The following is a 19,268-nucleotide window of genomic DNA, read 5'->3' on the forward strand; positions in this document are numbered from 1 at the left end:
GCGCCGGGGGGGGCCCCCCCGCCCCCCCCCCCCCCGCCGCCCAGCGCGGCGCCCCGCCGCGGGGGGGGGGGGGGGGGCCCGGGGGGGCGCCGCCCCCACACCACTACCTGCCGCTGCTCAGGTCGGCGGTGGCCGAGCGGTTCGTGATGCGCGAGATCCACGACCTCGGCGTCATGGGGACCGCGCTGGGCGCCGACGTGGCCGCGATCGGCGCCGCCTGCCTGATCCTCGACGAACGCTTCTCGGCCCGCCCCTAGGTCCGCTCGGGAAGCAGGCGGGCCACGAAGCCGCCGCCCGGGGGCATGGCGGGCACCTGGAACGCCTCGCCCGCCGCGACGTCGGAGACCGCCACCGCGTCGCGGTCCGCGCCGTCGCCGACCAGGCGCCAGGTGCCGCTCAGCGGCCCGAGGCGCCCGAGGCCGAGGGTGACCGCCGGGCGCGCGACCGGGCCGTTGATGCCCGCCAGCCACCAGGTCCCTCCCGTACGGCGGGCCAGCACGACGTGGTCGCCCGGCTCCCCCGCCAGCCCGACCGTGTCGTCCCAGGCGGCCGGCACGGCCCGCAGCACCTCGCGCACCTCCGCCGGCTGCGCCCGGTAGGACTCGGGCGAGTCCGCGAAGTGCAGCAGCCCCGACTCGTAGACCACCGCGAGCGCCAGCTCGTGGGCCGCCGTGGTCCTGCGGGGCCGCAGCGCGTCGCCGAAGGTCACCGGCGTGTAGTCCATCGGGCCGATCACGTTGCGGGTGAACGGGAGCACGGTGTTGTGCCACACGGCCTCCTCCGCGAACGCCGGCCCGAACAGGTACCACTCGGCCCCGCGTACGGCCTCCAGCGTCATCAGGTGCGGCCACGTCCGCTCCCAGCCGCGCGGGATGGTGCTGCCGTGGAAGTTGACCATCAGCCCGGCCTCGGCCGCGTCCCGCAGGATGCCGAGGTAGTGCGCGATCCCGGCCTGCTTGTCGGAGTGGAAGAAGTCGACCTTGATCCCGGCGATCCCCCAGCCCGCGATCCTGGCCAGCTCCGCCCGCCGCGTCTCGGGCAGGTGCATGAGGTCGCGCGGCCCCTCGGTCGAGTCGTTGTTCGGCCCGGCGGAGTTGTACCAGAGGAACAGGCGCACGTCCCGTTCCGCGGCGTAGCGGACCAGGTCGCGGATCTCCTGCTCGGTGTGGACCGTCCAGTTCGCGTCGACGAGCGAGTACTCCCAGCCCATCTCGCCCGCCAGGTCCACGAAGCGCCGCAGCGCGGCCAGGTCGCGCGGGCTGGCGTTCTCCGACCACCAGCTCCACGACACGCGTCCCGGCCTGATCCACGAGGTGTCGGTGATCGCGGCGGGCTCGGCCAGGTGCCACACGGTCGTGGACCCGATCAGCCCGGCCGCGGTGTCCGCGATCGCGACGAACCGCCACGGGAGCGTCCACGGCAACGCCGAGGTGGCCAGGGCGTCGCCGTGCCCGAGGCCCTCGTCCGGGTCGGGGCCCAGCACGCCGTACTCCCGGCCGGCCGGGACGGGGGCCAGCCGGGTGCCGTGGAAGGTCTCGTCGAGCCCGGCCTCCGAGAGGAGCAGCCACTGCCCGTTCACCTCGAACGTGGCGGGCAGGTCGTAGGAGCGCGCGCCGGTCGGGGTGCCGATGGGCACGCCGTTGGTGTAGAGGTTCTCGTGGGCGGGCCCGCCGCCGTCGGAGGGCGAGGTCGGCTGCGCCCAGGCACGCCCTTCCGCCGCGAACGCGAAGGTCGTCAGCTCCCTGGTGACCGTGGCCGTGCCGGAGCCCTCGGGGAAGCGGTAGCGGAACGCGACGGCGTCGTCCAGGACGCGGAGGTCGAGGTCGAGGCGCGCGCCGTTGCGTCCGCGCACCGACAGCGTCGCCGCCGTGGACCGCTCGCGCAGCACGGCGCGCTTGCCGTGCTGCGCGGCGTGACCGTCCTCCCGCACCTCGGCCACGGGTTCGGCGACCAGCGTGAGCCCGTCGTGGAACGACGCGTCCCGCCGCTCGACGCCGAGCCTGGACCGCCGCAGGAGCACGACGCCGCGCCGCCGCACGTCGTAGAAGAGCCGGCCCCGGTCGTCCAGTGAGACGTCGAGCTCGACCGCGCCCTCGGGCGACTTCACGGTCCACAACACGTTGGGTTTCCTTTAGTCCGATGGATGGAATAAAAAGCGGCATTACCGGAGGGTCAGGAGGCGCGGCGTCAGCGGGGCCAGCTCCGTCCGCGACCGGTCGAGCCGTTCCCCGGTGAGCAGGTCCTGGAGGTCGCGCGGCCCGCGGCCGTGGAGCCTGATCGTCACCACTTCCGGCCGCTTGCCGTAGTTCGTCACGCCGACCAGCCAGCGCCTGCCGTCGTGCACCGGCCGCCACTCGACGTCCGCGGGCGTGCCGCCGGACGTCCGCTCCAGCGTCACCACGTCGAGCCCGAGCCGCCGTGCCAGGCCGAGGACGGCGGCCCCGATGCCGGCCGGGCCGTCGGCCTGCAGGACGGTCGCCTTCCTGAGCACCTGCGCGCGCTCACCGGCCGGAAGGGCCCGGTTCCGCTCGTCGCGCGTCAGGGCGTCGGCGCCCGCGACGACGAGCCGGGCCTTTCCGGCCAGGTCCCGCAGCCCTGGCAGGCAGGCGGACGGCAGATGCGTCACCCCGGGTGCGATCACCGTCCTCACCCCCTCGGCGGCCTGCCGCCCGGACAGGCCGGACTCGGTGACGAAGTGCACGGGGACCCCGTTCATGGTCAGGGCCTTGTACACCTCGCGCACCGCGGCCAGGTGCTGCGCGGAGTACACCGACGAGGTGCGCGAGTACAGGATGCCGACCCCGGCCCCGGCGTCCTGCAGCAGGGCCACCTCGGCGGCGAACCGGTTCAGGTCCAGGCTGGTCCGGCCGGCCGCGGCGATCACGTCCGGCCGGTGCAGCATGCTGCCCGCCAGCGTGGACGCCGCCTCGGTGGTCCGCGCCCACACCCAGAAGGCGGTGGCGGAACGGCCGTGCAGGGCGCCCTGCCACAGGTCCGCCGCGACGTGGGCCGCCTCCACCTTCGAGTACGACGTGCTGCGGTCGGGGATCACGTGGTCCTCGGAGTCGAACACCGGGGTCCGCGCGATGCCGGCCTGGAGGTCGTAGAACGCGAACTTGCCCAGGAAGCCGTCGGCGCCCTGTCCCGGGTAGTTCGACGCGTCGTTGCCCGACAGCTGGGAGAAGGTGGCCCACTGCTCGGGATCGGGGCCCCACAGCAGGTAGTTGCGGTCCTTCAGGGTGCTGCCCACCATCTTGGAGTGCACCGGGACGTCCGGGGCGATGTCGTGGACCACCTCGGCCATCCACGCGTGCCACGCGGCGAACGCCCTGGTGTTGAAGGTGATCCAGTCGTGACACCGCACGGTCGGCTCGACCGCCCGCACGCCGGGGGCGGGCACCTCGTCGAAGGTCCGGTGGACGGTGCCGTACACCTTGTTGAGCTCGGCGATGTCGCCGTACTCCGCGGCGAGGAAGCGCGCCCAGCCGAGCCTGGTCGACGGGCTCGCCGTGTCGACGTAGCGGGGCTCGTTGCTGAGGATCAGGCTGTGCAGCGCCGGCGACTTCGCGATCCTGGGGACGATCGCACGCAGGAACGCCTCGATCACCTCCCGCGCCAGCGGGTGGTGGACGTCGTATCCCTCGGCCAGCTTGAGCTCGGGGTGCCTGGCCGTCAGGAAGGCCGGGAAGTACTGCGGCGCCAGCAGCAGGCTCAGGGCGACGTTCGCCTCGGCCGCCGCCGCGAGCCAGCGGACCGGGCCCCGGTCGATCTCGTACGGCGACACCGCGTACTCGCCGCTCGCCGCGACCGTCACCGCTTCGTCGAACCCGCCGTTGCCCGCGATGTTCTCCGGACCCGTCCCGTCGGCGCGCGTGATGGTCAGGTCGTCGATCCACAGCGCCCCGACCTGGCCCTCGCAGATGATCGAGAAGCGGTAGGACGACACGTTGCCGGGGGTGAGGGTGAACTCGACCTGCTGCCAGTCGTAGCTGCCCGCCGGCGGGTAGTAGCGGGTGGCCCAGGTGGCGGTGGGGATCGACACCGCGCGAAGGGTGACGTCCTGCCCCTTGATCCACGCGCGGACCCGGTAGGCGGCCCCCGGCTCCACGGTCAGCAGCTGGGAGAACTGGCGGTAGTTGTTCGGCCGCCTCGGACCGGCGAACGACACCCGCAGGGACGCGGCGGAGCCGTGCGAGACCGACGCGTCGCGGGCGAAGGTCACCGCGGCGTCGCCGACGCCCGCCGTGCCCCAGCCCGGGATCGCGTCCGGCGGGACGATCGCGCTCTGCGGCCCCATCTCCAGGGCGCAGGCGTTGAAGCCGAGATCGGCCAGCCTGGGGATGTCGGCGACCACCTCGGCCCATCCCATCGGGCCGCTGAACACGACCGGGCGGCCCTTCCTGGTCGTCGTGCCGTCGGAGACCGTGCCGGTGAACATCCAGTCGTCGCGGCCGATCGGCCCGGTGACGTAGCGCGGCACCCGCGTCCCCCGGGCCTTCCCGGCGGCCAGGGATCGCAGGCGGGTGAGAAGGTGGTCGGCCATCGCCGTCATGGTGACCGTGTTGTAGGTGGCACGCCACCTCTGACCTGCCGTGACGTCGTCGCGGGTGTAGCCGGTGAACTTCTCCAAGGTGGTCGCGTCGACGCGTTCGTAGTGAGTGGGGATCCCCCGGTCCTCGCACTGTGCCAGCAGGTCCCCGGCCGTCCTGACGGAGGCGGCGATCCCGGCGAGGTCCCGCGCGATCGCCTCCGCCGACATCGTCACCCGGCCGGTCGCCGCCAGATCGGTGGTCGCGCCGCCGGTCAGGTCCTTGACCGAGGCGCTGATCGCGAGCTCGCCCGCGGTCGTCGCGGTGATCGGGATCGTGAGCCGCAGGGTGGTGCGAGCCGGGATCGTCGCGGGGGTGGCGGCGCCGTCCGGGCCGGTCACCTCGACGCGGCGCTCGGCGTCGTCCCAGTTCAGGACGTAGATCGCCGCCTCGATCGTGGACCCCGCCTCGACCTCGTCCTCGTCGAGGGTGATCCAGGCCTGGCACGCGCCCGACTCGGGCAGGGCCGCCAGCCGCACGAACTCCTGCGCGGACTTGCCGGTGGCGATGCCGGGACGCCACTGGATCCAGCCCCGCCGGTGCGCGCCGTCGTTGTCGTTGACGATCGCGTTGAACAGCACCGAGCCGCCGGGAGCCGGGGCGTCGACGCCGGTCGAGGCCCACGGGAACGCCGCCAGGTAGTGCGTCTTCGTCCCCTCGCGCCGGGCGGTCAGGGTGACGTCGCCGACCGGCGAGGTGACCGGGCCGTCGCTGAACCGGTAGACCTCGGGGCCGCCGTCGAGCAGCGCGAGGCCGTACTCCGGGCCGTATCCGCCGCCGCTGTCGCCGAAGGCGATCTGGAGCCCGTCGCCCTGCCACTGGTTGGTGCCGCCGATCGGGTGGTGGACGTCGTCGGTCACCGTCGCGGCGACGTACAGCCGTTCGGCGTCGTAGCCGAGCGCGAGGTCGGCCGACAGGTCGTCCGCGCCGGCCCACCCCGTGATGGACACCTGGTCGTCGCGGCTCGGCAGGCGGGCGCCGAACGCGCCGCCGAGGTCCCCCGCCGCGGCGAGTCTCACGAGCGGGAGGTGCGCGCCCCGTCCGAGCAGCGCCGTCAGCTGTTCGCGGGTCAGCAGGGCGGAGCGCGGGTCGGCGGCCGCCCACTGGGCGGTGACGGCGGGGAGCACGGCGGCGGTGGCGGAGACGCCGACGCCGCGCAGGAAGGTACGGCGGGAGATTGTCACAAGGAGACCTCGAGATAGCAGGTGCGGATGCTGGAAGCGGCGTTGCAGGAGGCGGCGGCCGACCCCGGCGCGTCGGCCAGCGGCACGGTGACCGTGTCGCCGGTGAGGGTCAGCGGCGTGCGCTGACCGGTCAGGTCCACGCGGGCCGCGACGGCCGTGGGCGGCGGCGAGGCCAGGGTGAAGGTCACGTGCGTGCCCGCCCAGCCGGCCGGGGTGTGGACGGCGATGACGATCCTGCTGCCGCCGACCAGGAACCCTTCGACGGAACCGGACGCCCAGTCCCGGGACGTCGTGAGCCCGGCGTCGTTGGTGTGGGTGTCGTAGGTCTCGGGCACCACGCCGTCGAAGAGGTCGGCGACGGTGCCGAGGCAGACCCCGTGGGAGGTCGGCGTCCCGTCGGCCTTGCGCAGGTAGCGGCCGGCGTCGGCGGCGGACGCCGAGGCGGGCGCCTGCCAGGCGTACCAGAGCAGCTTGAAGCCGTCCGGCCGCTGCGCGAGGCCGCGCGTGATCGCCCAGTGCAGCAGTCCCGGGTACACCAGGGCGGCCGCCGCGGGGCTGGTCGAGTAGCCGATCTCGGTCTGCCAGATCGGCAGCGACGTCCCCAGCGCGGCGACGCACGCGACCCGCAGCGACTCCAGGTCGGACGGCTTGTAGTAGTGCACGTCGAGCACGTCGATGCTGGACCAGGCGCTCGTCTCGGTCAGCAGGGCGGTGAAGCGGGCGATCGCCGCCACCGACGGCCAGCCGCCGTAGACGACCTTGCCACCGTGGCCGCGGATCACCGCCGACGCAGGCTTGTGGATCTGGTCGACGTACTCGTACGGGCTGCCGTACCAGAACCCCGCCGACCAGTACGCCTCGTTCCACACCTGGAAGTACTCGACCCCGTAGGTGCCGCGCAGGATCCCCACGACGTGGTCGACGAACGCGCTCCACCTCGCCGGGTCCGCCGGCGGCGTCCTGTCCTTGGGCAGCACGACGACCTCGTCCTGGAGGATTTCGCCGGTGCTGATCCGGGTCCTGGTCACCCGGCGTGACCAGCCCGAGCCGGTGTTCGCCTGGGCGGCTCCGACCTCGTACCGCACGTCCCAGTGCGTCCAGCCGTACGCCGTCGTCCGGGCGGCCCACGGGGCGGAGTAGGCCAGGACCGGGAGCAGGGTGACGCCGTTCAGCGCGGCGGCGGCGAACCGGGCGCCGAAGGCGTGGACGGCGGTGTCGTCGTACGTCCCCTGGGCCGGTTCGACGGCGGCCCAGAGGACGTCGGCGCGATCCCACGACATCCCGGCCAGGGCGCCGATGCCGGGACCGGCCCCGGCGGCGTGGTTGGTGCCGAGCAGCGCCCCCAGCGGCACGGGCGTCGCGGCGGCGTTCGCCGGCCCGGGGAGCCCGAGCACGGCGGCGGCCGTGCCGAGACCCGCGCCCGCGAGGACGGCACGGCGGGAGAGGGCACGAGGAACGTCGGGCGGATCGGCTGCGGTCACGGGTTCTCCTTCGCGAACGGCGACTAAATCCATTCCCCGGATTAAGTGGAGACTAGAGATCCGGACCGCCTCCCGTCAACGGACGCGTACGAGTGACGTGTACGCCTTCAAGTTGACGCGTTAACACGTTATGATCACCGCCATGAGCGGCATCCTGCTGATGACCTTCGACGACTTCTTCGTCCCCGAATGGAGCGCGGTGCGCGGCCTGTTCAGGGAGTACGGCGCGCGGGTGACGTTCTTCGTCAGCGAGCCGTACAGGATCGACGACGACGGCTGGAGACGGCTGCGCGAGCTGGCGGACGACGGGCACACCGTGGGGGCGCACGGCTACCGGCACCTGTGGGCGCCCGACCGGATCGCGGCCCTCGGCGGCGACGGCTACCTGGCCGAGGACGTCACCCCGTGCCTGGCGGCGCTGCGCGCGCACGGGTTCGAGGCCGCCTGCTTCGCCTATCCGGTGAGCCGCCGCGACGAACGATCGGACGCGGTGCTGGGCGGGGTGTTCCCCCGGTTGCGCGGCGGCGCCCGGCACCCGGCCGAGGGCGGCCTGGACACCGTGGACGAGATCTTCACCCCGGTCGCCGAGCTCGCCGGGCGCCGCGTGCTGATCGGGGCCGGGATCGACACGGGCAAGCTGTTCAAGCCCGCCGGGGTCGACGACGCCTCGGTGCGTTCGGCCCTGGTGCGCGCGGCCGGGCGGCAGGAGGCGGTGACGTTCTACGCGCACGCGGTCGCCGACTCGCACGAGTGCAACCACGTGTCACCGGCGCGGCTGGAGACGGTGCTGGCCCAGGCCGCCGAGCTGGGACTCGACGTCCTGGGCTTCGACGACCTGGACCGGTCCGCTCAGACGAGCTGGGCGGAGCGGAACAGCGCCGGGTTCTTCGGCGCGCTGCCGACGCCGCTCCCCCATTCGAGGTAGCCGTCGCGGGCGTCGCCGCCCGTTCCGCCGTCGGCGTCGTTGACGAGGAACGAGATCCCGATCACGCCGGTCGGCGGCTTGTCGTAGCCGAGCGACGCCCACGGCACGGCCAGCCGGTACGTGGTGGTCTTGGCCGTCTCGTCCCTGGTGATGGCGACGTCGGCGCCCGGGGGCGGCCCGGCCGGGCCGGTCCAGGTGTAGGCGGCGGGCCCCGACGGCAGCAGGGCCGCGCCGATCTCGACGCGGTCGCCGGTGAGCTCGCCCGGGAAGGCCGAGTACAGGCTGAACTGCACGGAGTCGACCTGCCAGGTCTGCGACGGGTCGGTGCGGGCGGCGTTGTGCACGTCGTCCTTGATGACCGCGTCCAGGATCAGCGCGTCCGGGCTGTGCGTGAACCGGATGGTCCCGGACAGGTCGTCGGGGCCGGTCCGCGTGCCGCCGCGCAGGCCCACCCAGCGGCCGAGGCCGTTCAGGTCGATCGGGTCCAGGGTGGTCGCCCCGGCCTTCTCGATCGGGCTGAAGCTGAGCGACCCGGTGTCGCTCGCGTTCCCGGCCGTGACCGCGTAGCTGTAGTTCACGTACGGCAGGGCGTCCGGCACCGGCACCTCCACCGAGGCCGAGCCCAGCGCGGGCACCTCGGCCGGATCGGCGACCACCCCGCGCCACGAGCCCACCTGCCAGCCGACGGAGCTCAGCTTGACCGGCGCGGACGGGCTGTTGTTGGTCACGGTGACCCGGAGCTTCCTCCCGTCGACGACCGGCCGCCCGTTGACCGTGTACGGCCTGACCACCTGGGTTCCCGAGCGCAGCCGGGCGATGGGGCCGCGGTCGGCGGCGGCCGTCGCGGTGACCGGCCTGCGGCCGGTCACCGGAGTGGCGGGCAGCTCCAGCGTGACCGACGTCTTCCTGCCCTTGCGGGTGACCAGGTCGGCCTTGACGCCGCCGGCGGCCACGGCCAGCCTGCCCGGCAGCTTCGCGCCGCCGGTGCGGTCGGCGGTGACGGTCACGGCCAGCTTCTCGCCGGTGACCGACTGCTCGGGGGCGCTGACCGACAGCGGCGAGGCGCCGGCCTCGACCGAGGAGACGGGGCCGGAGACGAAGACGGGGCTGCCGTCCAGGTCGAGCCGCACCTTGCCGGCCTGCGGTCTGAGCGTGCTGACCGCGCCGAACTGGTCGGTCAGCGTGACGTCGCCGAGCGCGGAGAGCGTGACCGAGCGGGGCTGGACGGCCCACAGCAGCCGGGTGCCGCCGCTGATCGGGTAGGAGTGGACGTCGACGTCGCCGGTGTCCTGGCGGGCGCCGAGCGTACGGCCGGCGAGCTTGCGGATCAGCACGGCCTGCGAGATCGCGGCCGGCTTGGGCGAGGGGGCGGCGACGCCGGAGACCGGGCGGCGGAACAGGCCGAAGCGGTGCTCGCGCTCGCCGGCGTTGTCGCCGTCGTCGATGAGGTCGTACCAGAAGTACTTGTCCGCGCCCGCGCTCCTGGCCAGCGTCTGCGCCCTGATCAGATAGTCGGCCTGCTGGGCCTCGGTGGAGCCGGCGGTGTGGGTGGGCCAGCCGTTCTCGCTGATCCAGATCGGCATGTCCTTCCTGGCCTTGACCTTCGCCACGAGCTGCGGGAACTCGGTCGTCATCACGGTCCGCTCGGGCGGCGTGCCGGCCCCGGCGTCGGCGTAGCCGTAGAAGTTGACGCTCAGCGTGTCGAGGTAGTCCAGGCCGCCGAGGGCGAGGAACTGGTCGTGCCAGGCGAGCTGGGTGCCGGCCGAGGTCGGGCCGACCACGTTGGCCGCGGGCACCGCCTGGTGGATGGCCGGGTAGAGGGCCTTGACGACGTCGAGGTAGCACTGCGGGGTGATGCCGCAGGCGCCGTCGTTGAAGCCGGTGGAGTTGTACTCGTTGTAGACCGAGACGTCCTTGGTGAAGGAGGCGTAATTGGCCGCCACGGCCGCGCCGAAGCGGGCGAACGCGGCCAGGCCGGCGGGGGTGCTGGGCGTCTTGCCGCCGTCGTACAGCGGGTTGCGGTAGCCGAGGATGGGCATCGTGGTGATGCCGTTCTCATGCGCCTTGCGCAGGCCGGTGTCGAGGGCGCCGGTGAAGTCGTAAGCGCCCGCCTGCTTCTCGATGCCCGACCAGTTGGCGTCGGAGCGCACCTCGGTCCATCCGATCTGCGCGGCCGTCCTGAGCAGCTGTTCCTCGATGCCCGGCTGCCAGCCGTAGTGGATGGCGGCGGCGAAGTACGGATCCCTCGTGGCGAACGGGGTGACGACCCCGAACGAGGTGGAGCGGGTGGTGAGCCCGGTCGAGACGGTCAGCCGGTAGTAACCCGGGCCGAGATCGGAGATGTCGATCTTCGTGGTGCCGCCGGCCACCGCCCGCGTGCCCGACCGCAGCGGGACCCCGTTCGGGTCGCCGATCGTCCACTCCACCTGGTCGGCCGCCGCGGCGACGTCGATCGCGTTCGTCCCCTGGGTGAAGACCAGCGACGGGTTGGTGATCGTGAGCTGCGACGGGTCGGTGAAGTGCACCTCGACCCGGCTGAAGCACACGGCGGGCATCGAGGCGGCGTCGGCCTTGACGTTCAGCCGGAAGTCGGCGCCGTTGGCCCGGTTCTTGAAGTTGATGTCGCTGAGCCCGATGACCGAGCTCTTCCACGTGCCGGTGCCGGTCAGCGCCACGTTGGCGCTGCCGGTGAAGGCGCCGGCCTTGCCGTCGTAGTGCACGTCGAGGCCGACCGGTCCGGCGTCGAAGTAGCGGACCACCACCCACGCGCGGGTCGCCCCGGCCGGGATCGCGGCGTCGGCCACGTCCACGTAGACGTAGCGGTTGTACGGCGTGCCGGACATCTGCCAGCACGACTCGCCGCCGCGCTCGCCGACGGCGTGGGCCGGGTCCTTGTCGCCGTCGCCCGGCCACGCCTTGACGACGCCGGTGTAGACGGGGTCGGCGCCGAGCACGGCCGTGGCCGCCGCCGCGGCGCTCGCGCTCTGCGCGGGCAGGGCCGTCAGCAGGGCCGTCAGCAGCCCGGCCGCCAGGGTGGCCGCGCAGGCGGCGGCCACCCTCCTTGAGGTGATCTTCATCAGCGGGATTCTCCTTGCCGTCCGTAGCGCTCTGCGGCCGCGCGGGCGAAGTCCTCGCCCGCCGCGCCGAGGTCGGCGATCACCTGCTCGTGGGAGCGGCCCGCCGCCTGCGCGGCGGGGATGACGGTGCCGCACTCGTTGGCGTCCATGAAGGCCGCCGCTTCCAGCAGCCCGTCCTCGTCCTCGGCCGGGATCGCCAGGAACCCGTGCTGGTCGGCGTGCACGAGCTGCCCCGGCTCGACGACCTGCCCGAACACCTCGACCGGCACGCCCCAGCGCACCGGGCGGACATGGGCGTGCCCGACGCACAGCCGCCTGGCGAGGGCTTTGAACCCGGCGCCGGTCATCTCGTCCAGGTCACGGATCGCGCCGTCGGTGATGGTGCCGACGCAGCCCAGCGCGCGGTGCGCGCCGCTGTTGACCTCGCCCCAGAACGAGCCTACGGTCCTGGGCTTGTCGAGGTCCTGGACGACGACGATCTTCGGCCCGTCGACCGAGGCCACGTAGCGCCGGTAGTCGTCCCACACGTCAGCGGGGTGCTCCGGGTTGCCCGGCTCGATGACGACGGTGACCGCCCGGCCGACCATGGGGCCCATCTGGGGCATGAAGTCGCGCGATTCCTCCTGGTGGAAGGCGATGTCGCGCTGGGTGATCTGTTCCCAGCCGTTGTAGACGGTGGGGGTGTTCCAGCGTTTCAGCCGATGCATGCCACTCCTAGGTGACGCTCGTGATCGGGCCCCGCGCGAAGACCGGTGCGGGTCCCGGCGGGCAGGGTGAGGTGCGGGGCAAGGGGGGTTTCGGCTACTGCCCGATGAAACGGGCGGGGCGGAAGAGGGCGGGGTTCTTCGTCCCGGCGATGCCGGAACCCCATTCGATCCAGCCCTCGCGGCCGGTCCCGTCGTTGTCGTTGGCGACGACGGACAGGCTGAACAGGCCGTCCTGCGGGGTGAGGGGGGCGAGTGCCGCCCAGGGCAGCGACAACTCGTAGACGGTCTCCTCGGCCGTCTCGTCCCGGGTGACGGCGACCTTGGCCTCGGGTTCCGGTCCGTCGCCGAGCCAGCGGTGGAACTGCGGGCCCTGGGCGGTCAGCGCGAGGCCGAGCTCGGACCAGGTGCGCGTCTCGCCGGGCAGTCCGGCGGCGACGGCGAACTGCAGGGAGTCGCCCTGCCAGATGTCGGCTCCGGTGCTGGTCTGGGTGTGGACGTCGTCGTGGATCCTGGCGCTGAGGTAGAAGCGGTCGGCGTCCCAGGTGACGTGGAGGGTGCCGCTGAGGTCGTCCGGCCCGCCGTACGAGGGGATCTTGACGGTGCCGTCGGCGAGGTCGACGGCCGGGCGGCCGGTCAGGTCGTCGGGCACGCCGTCGACGGTGATCGTGGCGCGGCCGGCCCGGTTGAGCGCGCCGTCGGCGACGCGGGCCACCCGGCCGGTGACGCCGACGCCCGCGACGGCGTCCAGCCGCAGCTCGTACGGCCCGGCGGGCAGGTCGGCCAGCGGAAGGCGCTCGGTGCGCGAGCCGCCCGCGGGCACGGTCCCGGCGATCGGCAGCGTGCCGGTGCGAGCGCCGAAGGTCCAGCCCAGGTCGCCGGGGGCGAGTTCCCTGGCCGACAGGTTGCGCACGGTGATCGCCAGGTCGTCCGGCAGCACGTGCCTGGCGCTGATCGCGAACGGCGGCGTCACCTCGACCCGCGAGCCGAGCCTGGCGACCGGCCTCCCGTGGATCCTCAGGCGGCCGACCAGGTCGAGCGGGCCGGTGCGGGTCACTGCGGGCAGCGACACCGGGATCTCGGCCCTGCGCCCGCCGCGCACCGACACCGGCACCTCGACGTCGCCGACGGCGAAGCTGCCTCGTATGGCGGGGCCGCGCGTGGCGTCCACGGCCAGCTTCAGCTCGATCCCCTCGCCGACCACGGCGCCGCCGCCGGTGACCGTGTAGCGGGCGGCGTCCTCCAGCACGGCGTCACCGCGCACGTAGATCGGGTCGCCGGACAGCGAGAGCGTGACGCGGCCGGCGAGCGGGCGCAGCACCTCGCTCGCGCCGGCCAGGTCGGTGACGGTGAGCGGGGCGTCGGTGCGCAGCGAGACGGTCGCGGGCCGGGCCGACCACAGGACGCGCAGGTCGTGGCCGTCCTTACGGAAGAGCTGGCGGCCCTCGGCCTCCTGCCTGACATGGGCGGCCCCGGTGAGCTGCCTGGTCATGGCGGCGTAGGCGACGTAGCCGGGTTTGGGCGTCCACCGGCCGGAGGCGTCGGCGGTGTTGCGCACCAGGCCGAAGTTGTCCTCGTTGAGCGCCGGGTCGGTGCCGTCGTTCATGAAGTCGTACCAGAAGAACCGCTGCACGCCCTTGGCCAGCGCCGTCACGTGGGCGCGGACCACGTAGGCGGCCTGGACGGCCTCGGTGACGCCGCGCGCGTCGGTGTGGGTGGGCCAGCCCTGCTCGGTGATCCAGATGGGCTTGGACCGGCCGTTGTTGTACTTCCTGACCAGCGCGTCGAGGTCGTCGATGCTCTTGGCGGCCGACTCGGGGGTGCCCGGATAGACGTAGGGGTGGATGGAGACGGCGTCGAGGTACTTCAGGGCGCCGAGCTTGAACAGCTCCTCCAGCCAGGCGAGCGGCACGCCGGCGGAGGCCGGGCCGACGACCGTGACCTGCGGGTGGTCGGCCTTGACCTTTTCGTAGGTGGCCTTCAGCAGCGGGAAGTAGTAGTCGGCGCGCGAGTCGGCCGGGCCGTTGCCGCGGTCGCCGAAGCCGATGTTGAACTCGTTGTAGACCTCGATCCACGGCAGGTCGTACCTGCCGATCAACGCCGAGGCGTACGCGGCGTAGGCGGCGCGGCCCGCGTCGGTGTACGGCGTGGCGTTCCCGTCGTGGTGGGGGTTGGTGTAGGCGGCGATCGGCAGCCAGCGCATGCCCTCGGCGTCGAGCGTGGCGTGCAGCGGGTCGTAGCGCCCGTACTCGTAGACGCCCTCGGTCTTCTCGATCGACTCCCAGAACGCGTCGTCGCGCACGGTGCGCACCCCGGCCTTGGCGGCCAGTTCCAGCAGGTCGCCGCCGGGAGCGCCCCAGTCTGCCCGGGTGAAGTGCCCGGCCACGCCGAACGGGGAGTCGCCCGTCGCGGTGAAGGGCGTGAGCACGGCGAACGCGGTCTCCTTGGTGGCGATCGCCGTCCCGGCCGCGGTCGCGGTCACGCTGAGCCGGTAGTGCCCCGGCCTGGCGACCGGTACGGCCAGCGTCCCGGGAGTTCCGCCGCCCGCGGCCACCTGGACGCCGGACAGGTCGCGTACGGTCCAGGTCAGCGCGTCGCCCCGGCTCGTCACGTCGAACGAGGGCTGGGCGGGCTGCACGAACACGTTGCCCACGGCCCGCTGCCCCAGGGCGAGGTCGGGGGCGGGCGCGGTGATCGTGACCCCGTCGAGCCTGAGCTGCCCGGTGCGCTCGACGAGGAACGCCACCCGCTTGGCCGGCCCGTGCCAGACGCCGTCGCCGGCCCCGCCGAAGTGCTGGTAGGACTGCCCGGCGGTGAAGGAGGTGACGGTGAGCCGCTGCCAGCCGCCGCCCGCGGCCAGCGGCAGCCGCTGCTGGTGGGTCTGCCCGGTGCTGTCCACCAGCCGGAGCGTCACCGTGGGCAGCGCGGGCGAGCGCGCCCAGAGCGACAGCGCCTTGAGGTCGGCGGCCGTGGCGTACCCGGCCTCGACGTACTTGCCGCCGGCGGTGAGGTCGGCGGTCAGCAGGGCCGAGCGCGCTCCGGTCCTCGCGTCGGCCGCGTCGCTGGTGAGGGCGCCCTTGGCGCCGGGGAACTCCGGGCCGAGCCCCAGGGCCCAGCCCTGCGTGCCGTACTCGAAGTCGCCGACGACCTGGTCGACGTCGGTGGCCGCGTGGGACGGCACGGCCAGGAACGGGACGATCAGCAGGGAGGTGATGACGGTTCGTAACCAGAGATGGATGCGGGATCTCATGGGGGGTGGATCCTCTCCGTTCGTCAGAGCCGGTACAGGTGCTCCGCCTCGAAGCCGAGGACTCGGCGGGCCTTGGTCACGTCGATCGGCACGGCCCGGCCGGGCAGGGCCGCGCGCAGCGGGGAGCGGGGCAGGAAGTGATGGACGAGTTCCTCGGTGGGCAGCGGGACGATGGTGTCGGGGGCGGCCACGAACAGCACGTGGGAGCCGTCGATCGGCCGGGTGACGCCGAGCCAGCAGGCGGTGGCCGCGTCCCGGGAGTCCAGGTAGGCCCACAGGTCGGCGACTCCCCTGGCCGGCTCGGCGGCGAACTCGGCGGCCCGCTCGGGCAGCCGGTCCTCGGGGCCGCCGACGAACGGGAAGCGCAGCGCCACCACCGTCATGCCGTGCAGCCGGTGGATCATGCGCGCGGTGGACTCGTCGGCCTCCTTCGACAGCGCGTACGGGTCGGCGGCCAGCAGCGGGTGCGCCTCGTCGACGGGCAGGTAGGCCGGTTCCAGGCGGTGCGGGGAGAACGGCATGCCGAGCACGCTGAGGCTGCTGGCGATGACCGCCCGGCGCACCCCGGCCCGGCCCGCCTCGTCGAGCACCGCGAACGTGGCGCCGGTGTTGTTGAGGTAGACCTCCTGCGGGGGGTTGTCGTTGGGGCTGGGGATGGCCGCCAGGTGGACCACGGCGTCGACGCCGTCCAGCGCCCGCCGTACGACCTCGGGGTCGCCCGCGTCGCCCACGACGACGCGGTCGGCCTTGAGGTCGCCCGGATCCTCCAGGACCAGCGCGGTCACCGGCACGTCCTCGGCCGCGCAGCGCGCGAGGACGGCCCGGCCGATCAGCCCGGCGGCGCCGGTGACGAGCACTCTGCTGAGCATCAACCCTTGACCCCCGTGAACCCCACGCCGCGCACGATGTACTTCTGGAAGACGATGAAGACGAGCACGGGCGGCATCAACGCCATGAACATGCCGGCGATGACCATGTTCTCCTCGGCGAACTCCGCCAGCCTGGGCAGCGCCACCGAGATCGGGTGCAGCTCGCCGTCGGAGATGGCCACCATGGGCCACAGGAAGTCCTTCCAGGCGCCCATGATCGTCAGCAGGGACGTCACGGCCAGGACGGGCTTCGACATGGGCAGCACGATGTACCAGAACATCCGCCACGGTCCGGCGCCGTCGACCTGGGCCGCGCCGAACAGCTCGCGCGGGATGCCGTCGAAGAAACGTTTCATCAGCAGGACGGTGAAGGCGTGCGCGGCGTGCGGCAGCCACACCGCCCACGTGGTGTCGGCGATGCCCACGTCGAGCACCGTCAGATAGAGCGCGACGAGCGACACGCTGCCCGGCAGGAACAGCGTCGCCAGGATCGCGCCGTAGACGTACTTGCCGTAGCGCGGCCGGAGCACCGACAGCGCGTACGCGCCCATGACCGACACGACGATCTGCGCCAGCCACGACCCTCCGGCCAGGACGACCGTGTTGAGCATGAAGTGGCCGATGCGCAGCCTGCTCCAGGCCTCGGCGAGCAGCGACCAGTCGGGGGCGGCCGGGTAGAGGCGCAGCGGGTCGGTGAGCAGTTCCCGCGTCGGGGAGATCGCCCCCTTGACCGTCCACAGGATCGGGCCGAGCCCGGCGACGAGCACGCCGAGGAAGACGGCGAACTGGGTCGAGCCGAGCACCGCGCGTACGCCGCGCTTCTTGCGGTCGGAATCGGAGATGAGTCCGCTCATGTCGTGCTCCAAGCCTTCGTCATGCGCAGGTACACCGCCGACAGCAGGCCGAGCACGACCGCCAGCAGCACCGACAGAGCGCCGGCCATGCCGTAGTCGCCGTAGACGAAGGCGTACCGGTAGATGAGCAGCAGGACGGTCACCGTCGCGTCCTCGGGGCCGCCGTCGGTCATGACGAACGGCTCGGTGAAGACCTGGAAGGTGCCGATGACCTGCAGCAGCAGCATGAGCAGCAGCACGCCGCGCAACTGGGGCAGCGTGATGTGCCACACGCGCCGCCGGATCGACGCGCCGTCGCTCTCGGCCGCCTCGTACAGCTCCCTGGGGATGCTGGTCAGCGCCGCGATGTAGATCAGCACGGTGCCGCCCGCGCCCGCCCAGGTGGCCTCCAGCACCAGCGAGGGCATCGCCCACTGCGTGTCCTGCAGCCACGGGAACGGGCCCAGGCCGACGAGCCCGAGCAGGCCGTTGAGCAGGCCGTAGTCGCTGTTGTAGAAGAACTTCCACATCATGATCGCCACGACCGGCGGCACCGCCACCGGCAGGTAGACCAGCACGCGGAACAGGCCGCCGCCCTTGCGCAGCTCCGACATGACCACCGCGAGGAAGACCGGCACGGGGAAGCCGAGGACCAGGGCGAGGACGGTGAACCAGAGCGTGTTCAGCGCGGCCTTGCCGAGCAGCGGATCGGCGAACAGGTTGGCGAAGTTCTGCCAGCCGACCCAGCTCGCCGCCTCGACCAGGTTGGTGCGCTGGAAGGCGAGCATGGCGCTCTGCAGGATCGGCCACCAGGAGAACACCGCGAACACGAGCACCAGCGGCGCGAGGAACAACACCGAGGCCACCGCGTAGGGGTGCCGGGCCCGGCGCCGCCGGGGCGGGCGCGGCGTGGTGACCGCCGCGTCCGCCTGCTCGGCCAGCGCCGTCACTGCTGCGACCTGTCCAGGATCGGCTTCACCTTCTCGACGGCCTTGGTGATCTCTGCCGCCGGGTCGGCGTCCTGGCGGGTCAGCACCGCCTGGACGACCGTGTCGAGCGCGGCGTAGAGCTCCTGGCCGGCGACGGGCGGCTCGGAGATGAACTCCTGCGCCTTCACGCCCTCGTTGTAGGTGGCGAAGTGCTCCCAGTCGACGTTGGAGACGGCCTTCTCCGCGGCCATCACCGGGTCGGAGACCGCGGGGGCGAAGAACGGCAGCTGCGGCACGGCGGCCACGAGACCGTCGGCCTTCTTCTTCTCGGCCCGCTCGGTGGCCAGGGCCGGGTCGTACTTGGGCCGCAGGTAGACGGCGTCGATCCACTTGACCGCCGCCCGGCGCTGCTCGGGCGTGGCCTTCGGGCTGACGACGGCGACCGTGCCGCCCAGCAGCGTGCCCTTGCCCGACCCGGACGGCAGCGTGGTCTGGCCGTACACCTCGGGCTTGCCGTTGAACTTGGCGACGTAACTGCCGTAGAGGTTGGGCGCGCCCATCATCATCGCGACCTTGCCGGCGGCGAAGTCACGCAGCAGGTCGTCCTGGTTGCGCAGGTGCTGGGTGCCCATCGAGCGGTCGTCCCAGCGCATCGCCTTGAGCAGGGCGAGGGCCTGCCTGGTGGGGGCGTCGTCGAAGGCGGGGACGACCTTGCCGCCCTCCTCCCTCTCCATCCGGCCGCCGTAGGAGTAGGTCATGGTCGTGAGCATCCAGCCGCCGGTGTTGGCGGTGGCGTGCATGCCGAAGCCGGGCACCCCGGTCCTGTCGCTGATCGTCTTGGCGGCGGCCCGCACCTCGTCCCAGGTGGTGGGGGGCTTGTCGGGATCGAGCCCGGCCTTGGTGAACAGTTCACGGTTGTAGACGAGGCCGGCGGCGTACGCCTCGGTGGGCAGGCCGTAGATCTTGCCGTCCGGGGTGCTGCTCGGGGCCAGGATGCGCTTGTCGAAGTCGGACTTGGCGAGCAGCTTCAGGTCCGCGGTGAGGTCGGCGACCTGGCCGCGCCTGATCATGGCCTGCGGGTCGGTCAGCGGGACGCGGAAGACCGTCTCCAGCTGGCCCGCGGCCAGGCGCGCCGCGAACGTCTTGACGTCGTACTGCGTCTCGGTCGGCTTGACCTTGATGGTCGGGTTGGCCTTCTCGAACTCGGCGACCTGGGCCAGGAAGTTCTTCTGGCTCTCCGGCTGGGTGCTGGGCGGCATGCCGGAGACGGTGATCTCGGTCTTGCCGCCGGACGTGCCGTCCTGCCCGCGGCCGCACGCCGCGACCGCGGCCAGGAGCAGCAGACCCGCGGCTCCTCTAGCCATGTACGTGTTCATCGGGACTCCAAGTTCATGCCGGGGGGCGAGTCGAGTCGAACGCTATATATG

General features: G+C 72.8%; 12 protein-coding genes. 2 read left to right on the forward strand and 10 right to left on the reverse strand.

The annotated features are described in order from the left end of the window. Window positions 1-128 precede the first annotated feature (128 nt). Entirely contained in the window at window positions 129-257 is a 129-nt protein-coding gene (locus tag ACIBQ6_RS46910) for a hypothetical protein (RefSeq protein ID WP_397219133.1), read from the forward strand. On the opposite strand, the gene ACIBQ6_RS46915 is transcribed toward ACIBQ6_RS46910, so the two are convergent. From ACIBQ6_RS46915 to ACIBQ6_RS46925, 3 genes are read right to left on the reverse strand one after another with little or no spacing between them, the layout of a single operon-like run. After that, a complete protein-coding gene (locus ACIBQ6_RS46915) occupies window positions 254-2,119 on the reverse strand; it encodes a glycoside hydrolase family 97 catalytic domain-containing protein (protein WP_397219135.1) in 1,866 nt (621 codons plus the stop codon). The two genes, ACIBQ6_RS46910 and ACIBQ6_RS46915, sit on opposite strands and share 4 nt — an antisense overlap. 42 nt (window positions 2,120-2,161) lie before the next feature. Next, window positions 2,162-5,773 (reverse strand): beta-galactosidase, encoded by a 3,612-nt coding sequence (locus ACIBQ6_RS46920; protein WP_397219136.1) that lies wholly within the window; start codon window positions 5,771-5,773, stop codon window positions 2,162-2,164. After that, window positions 5,770-7,254: a twin-arginine translocation signal domain-containing protein gene (locus ACIBQ6_RS46925; RefSeq protein WP_358299407.1), complete on the reverse strand. Its 1,485-nt coding sequence runs from the start codon at window positions 7,252-7,254 to the stop codon at window positions 5,770-5,772. Before ACIBQ6_RS46925 ends, ACIBQ6_RS46920 begins: the two co-directional genes overlap by 4 nt. A gap of 142 nt (window positions 7,255-7,396) precedes the next feature. Here ACIBQ6_RS46925 and ACIBQ6_RS46930 point away from each other — a divergent pair, with 142 nt between their 5' ends. Continuing rightward, on the forward strand, window positions 7,397-8,179 hold the full coding sequence (locus ACIBQ6_RS46930) for a polysaccharide deacetylase family protein (protein WP_397219137.1): 783 nt from the start codon (window positions 7,397-7,399) through the stop codon (window positions 8,177-8,179). On the opposite strand, the gene ACIBQ6_RS46935 is transcribed toward ACIBQ6_RS46930, so the two are convergent. The 7 genes from ACIBQ6_RS46935 to ACIBQ6_RS46965 form a co-directional block, all read right to left on the reverse strand. After that, window positions 8,104-11,256 (reverse strand): hypothetical protein, encoded by a 3,153-nt coding sequence (locus tag ACIBQ6_RS46935; protein WP_397219138.1) that lies wholly within the window; start codon window positions 11,254-11,256, stop codon window positions 8,104-8,106. The genes ACIBQ6_RS46930 and ACIBQ6_RS46935 overlap by 76 nt on opposite strands. Then, window positions 11,256-11,963 carry an RraA family protein gene (locus ACIBQ6_RS46940; RefSeq protein ID WP_358299398.1) on the reverse strand — a complete coding sequence of 236 codons (708 nt, stop codon included), beginning with the start codon at window positions 11,961-11,963 and terminating at the stop codon, window positions 11,256-11,258. The genes ACIBQ6_RS46935 and ACIBQ6_RS46940 overlap by 1 nt, the downstream gene beginning before the upstream one ends. Before the next feature lie 94 nt (window positions 11,964-12,057). Then, complete coding sequence (locus ACIBQ6_RS46945) at window positions 12,058-15,210, reverse strand: sugar-binding protein (protein WP_397219139.1); 3,153 nt, start codon at window positions 15,208-15,210, stop codon at window positions 12,058-12,060. Between the two features lie 23 nt (window positions 15,211-15,233). Further along, the gene (locus ACIBQ6_RS46950) at window positions 15,234-16,079 is read right to left on the reverse strand and encodes an NAD-dependent epimerase/dehydratase family protein (protein WP_397219140.1); all 846 of its coding nucleotides are present in this window, start codon (window positions 16,077-16,079) and stop codon (window positions 15,234-15,236) included. After that, a complete protein-coding gene (locus ACIBQ6_RS46955) occupies window positions 16,079-16,933 on the reverse strand; it encodes a carbohydrate ABC transporter permease (RefSeq protein ID WP_358299389.1) in 855 nt (284 codons plus the stop codon). Before ACIBQ6_RS46955 ends, ACIBQ6_RS46950 begins: the two co-directional genes overlap by 1 nt. Continuing rightward, window positions 16,930-17,862: a carbohydrate ABC transporter permease gene (locus ACIBQ6_RS46960; RefSeq protein ID WP_397219141.1), complete on the reverse strand. Its 933-nt coding sequence runs from the start codon at window positions 17,860-17,862 to the stop codon at window positions 16,930-16,932. Before ACIBQ6_RS46960 ends, ACIBQ6_RS46955 begins: the two co-directional genes overlap by 4 nt. Then, entirely contained in the window at window positions 17,859-19,217 is a 1,359-nt protein-coding gene (locus ACIBQ6_RS46965; RefSeq protein ID WP_397219142.1) for an extracellular solute-binding protein, read from the reverse strand. Before ACIBQ6_RS46965 ends, ACIBQ6_RS46960 begins: the two co-directional genes overlap by 4 nt. Window positions 19,218-19,268: the final 51 nt, after the last annotated feature.

Source organism: Nonomuraea sp. NPDC049655 (assembly GCF_044465465.1).
Taxonomy (GTDB): Bacteria; Actinomycetota; Actinomycetes; order Streptosporangiales; family Streptosporangiaceae; genus Nonomuraea.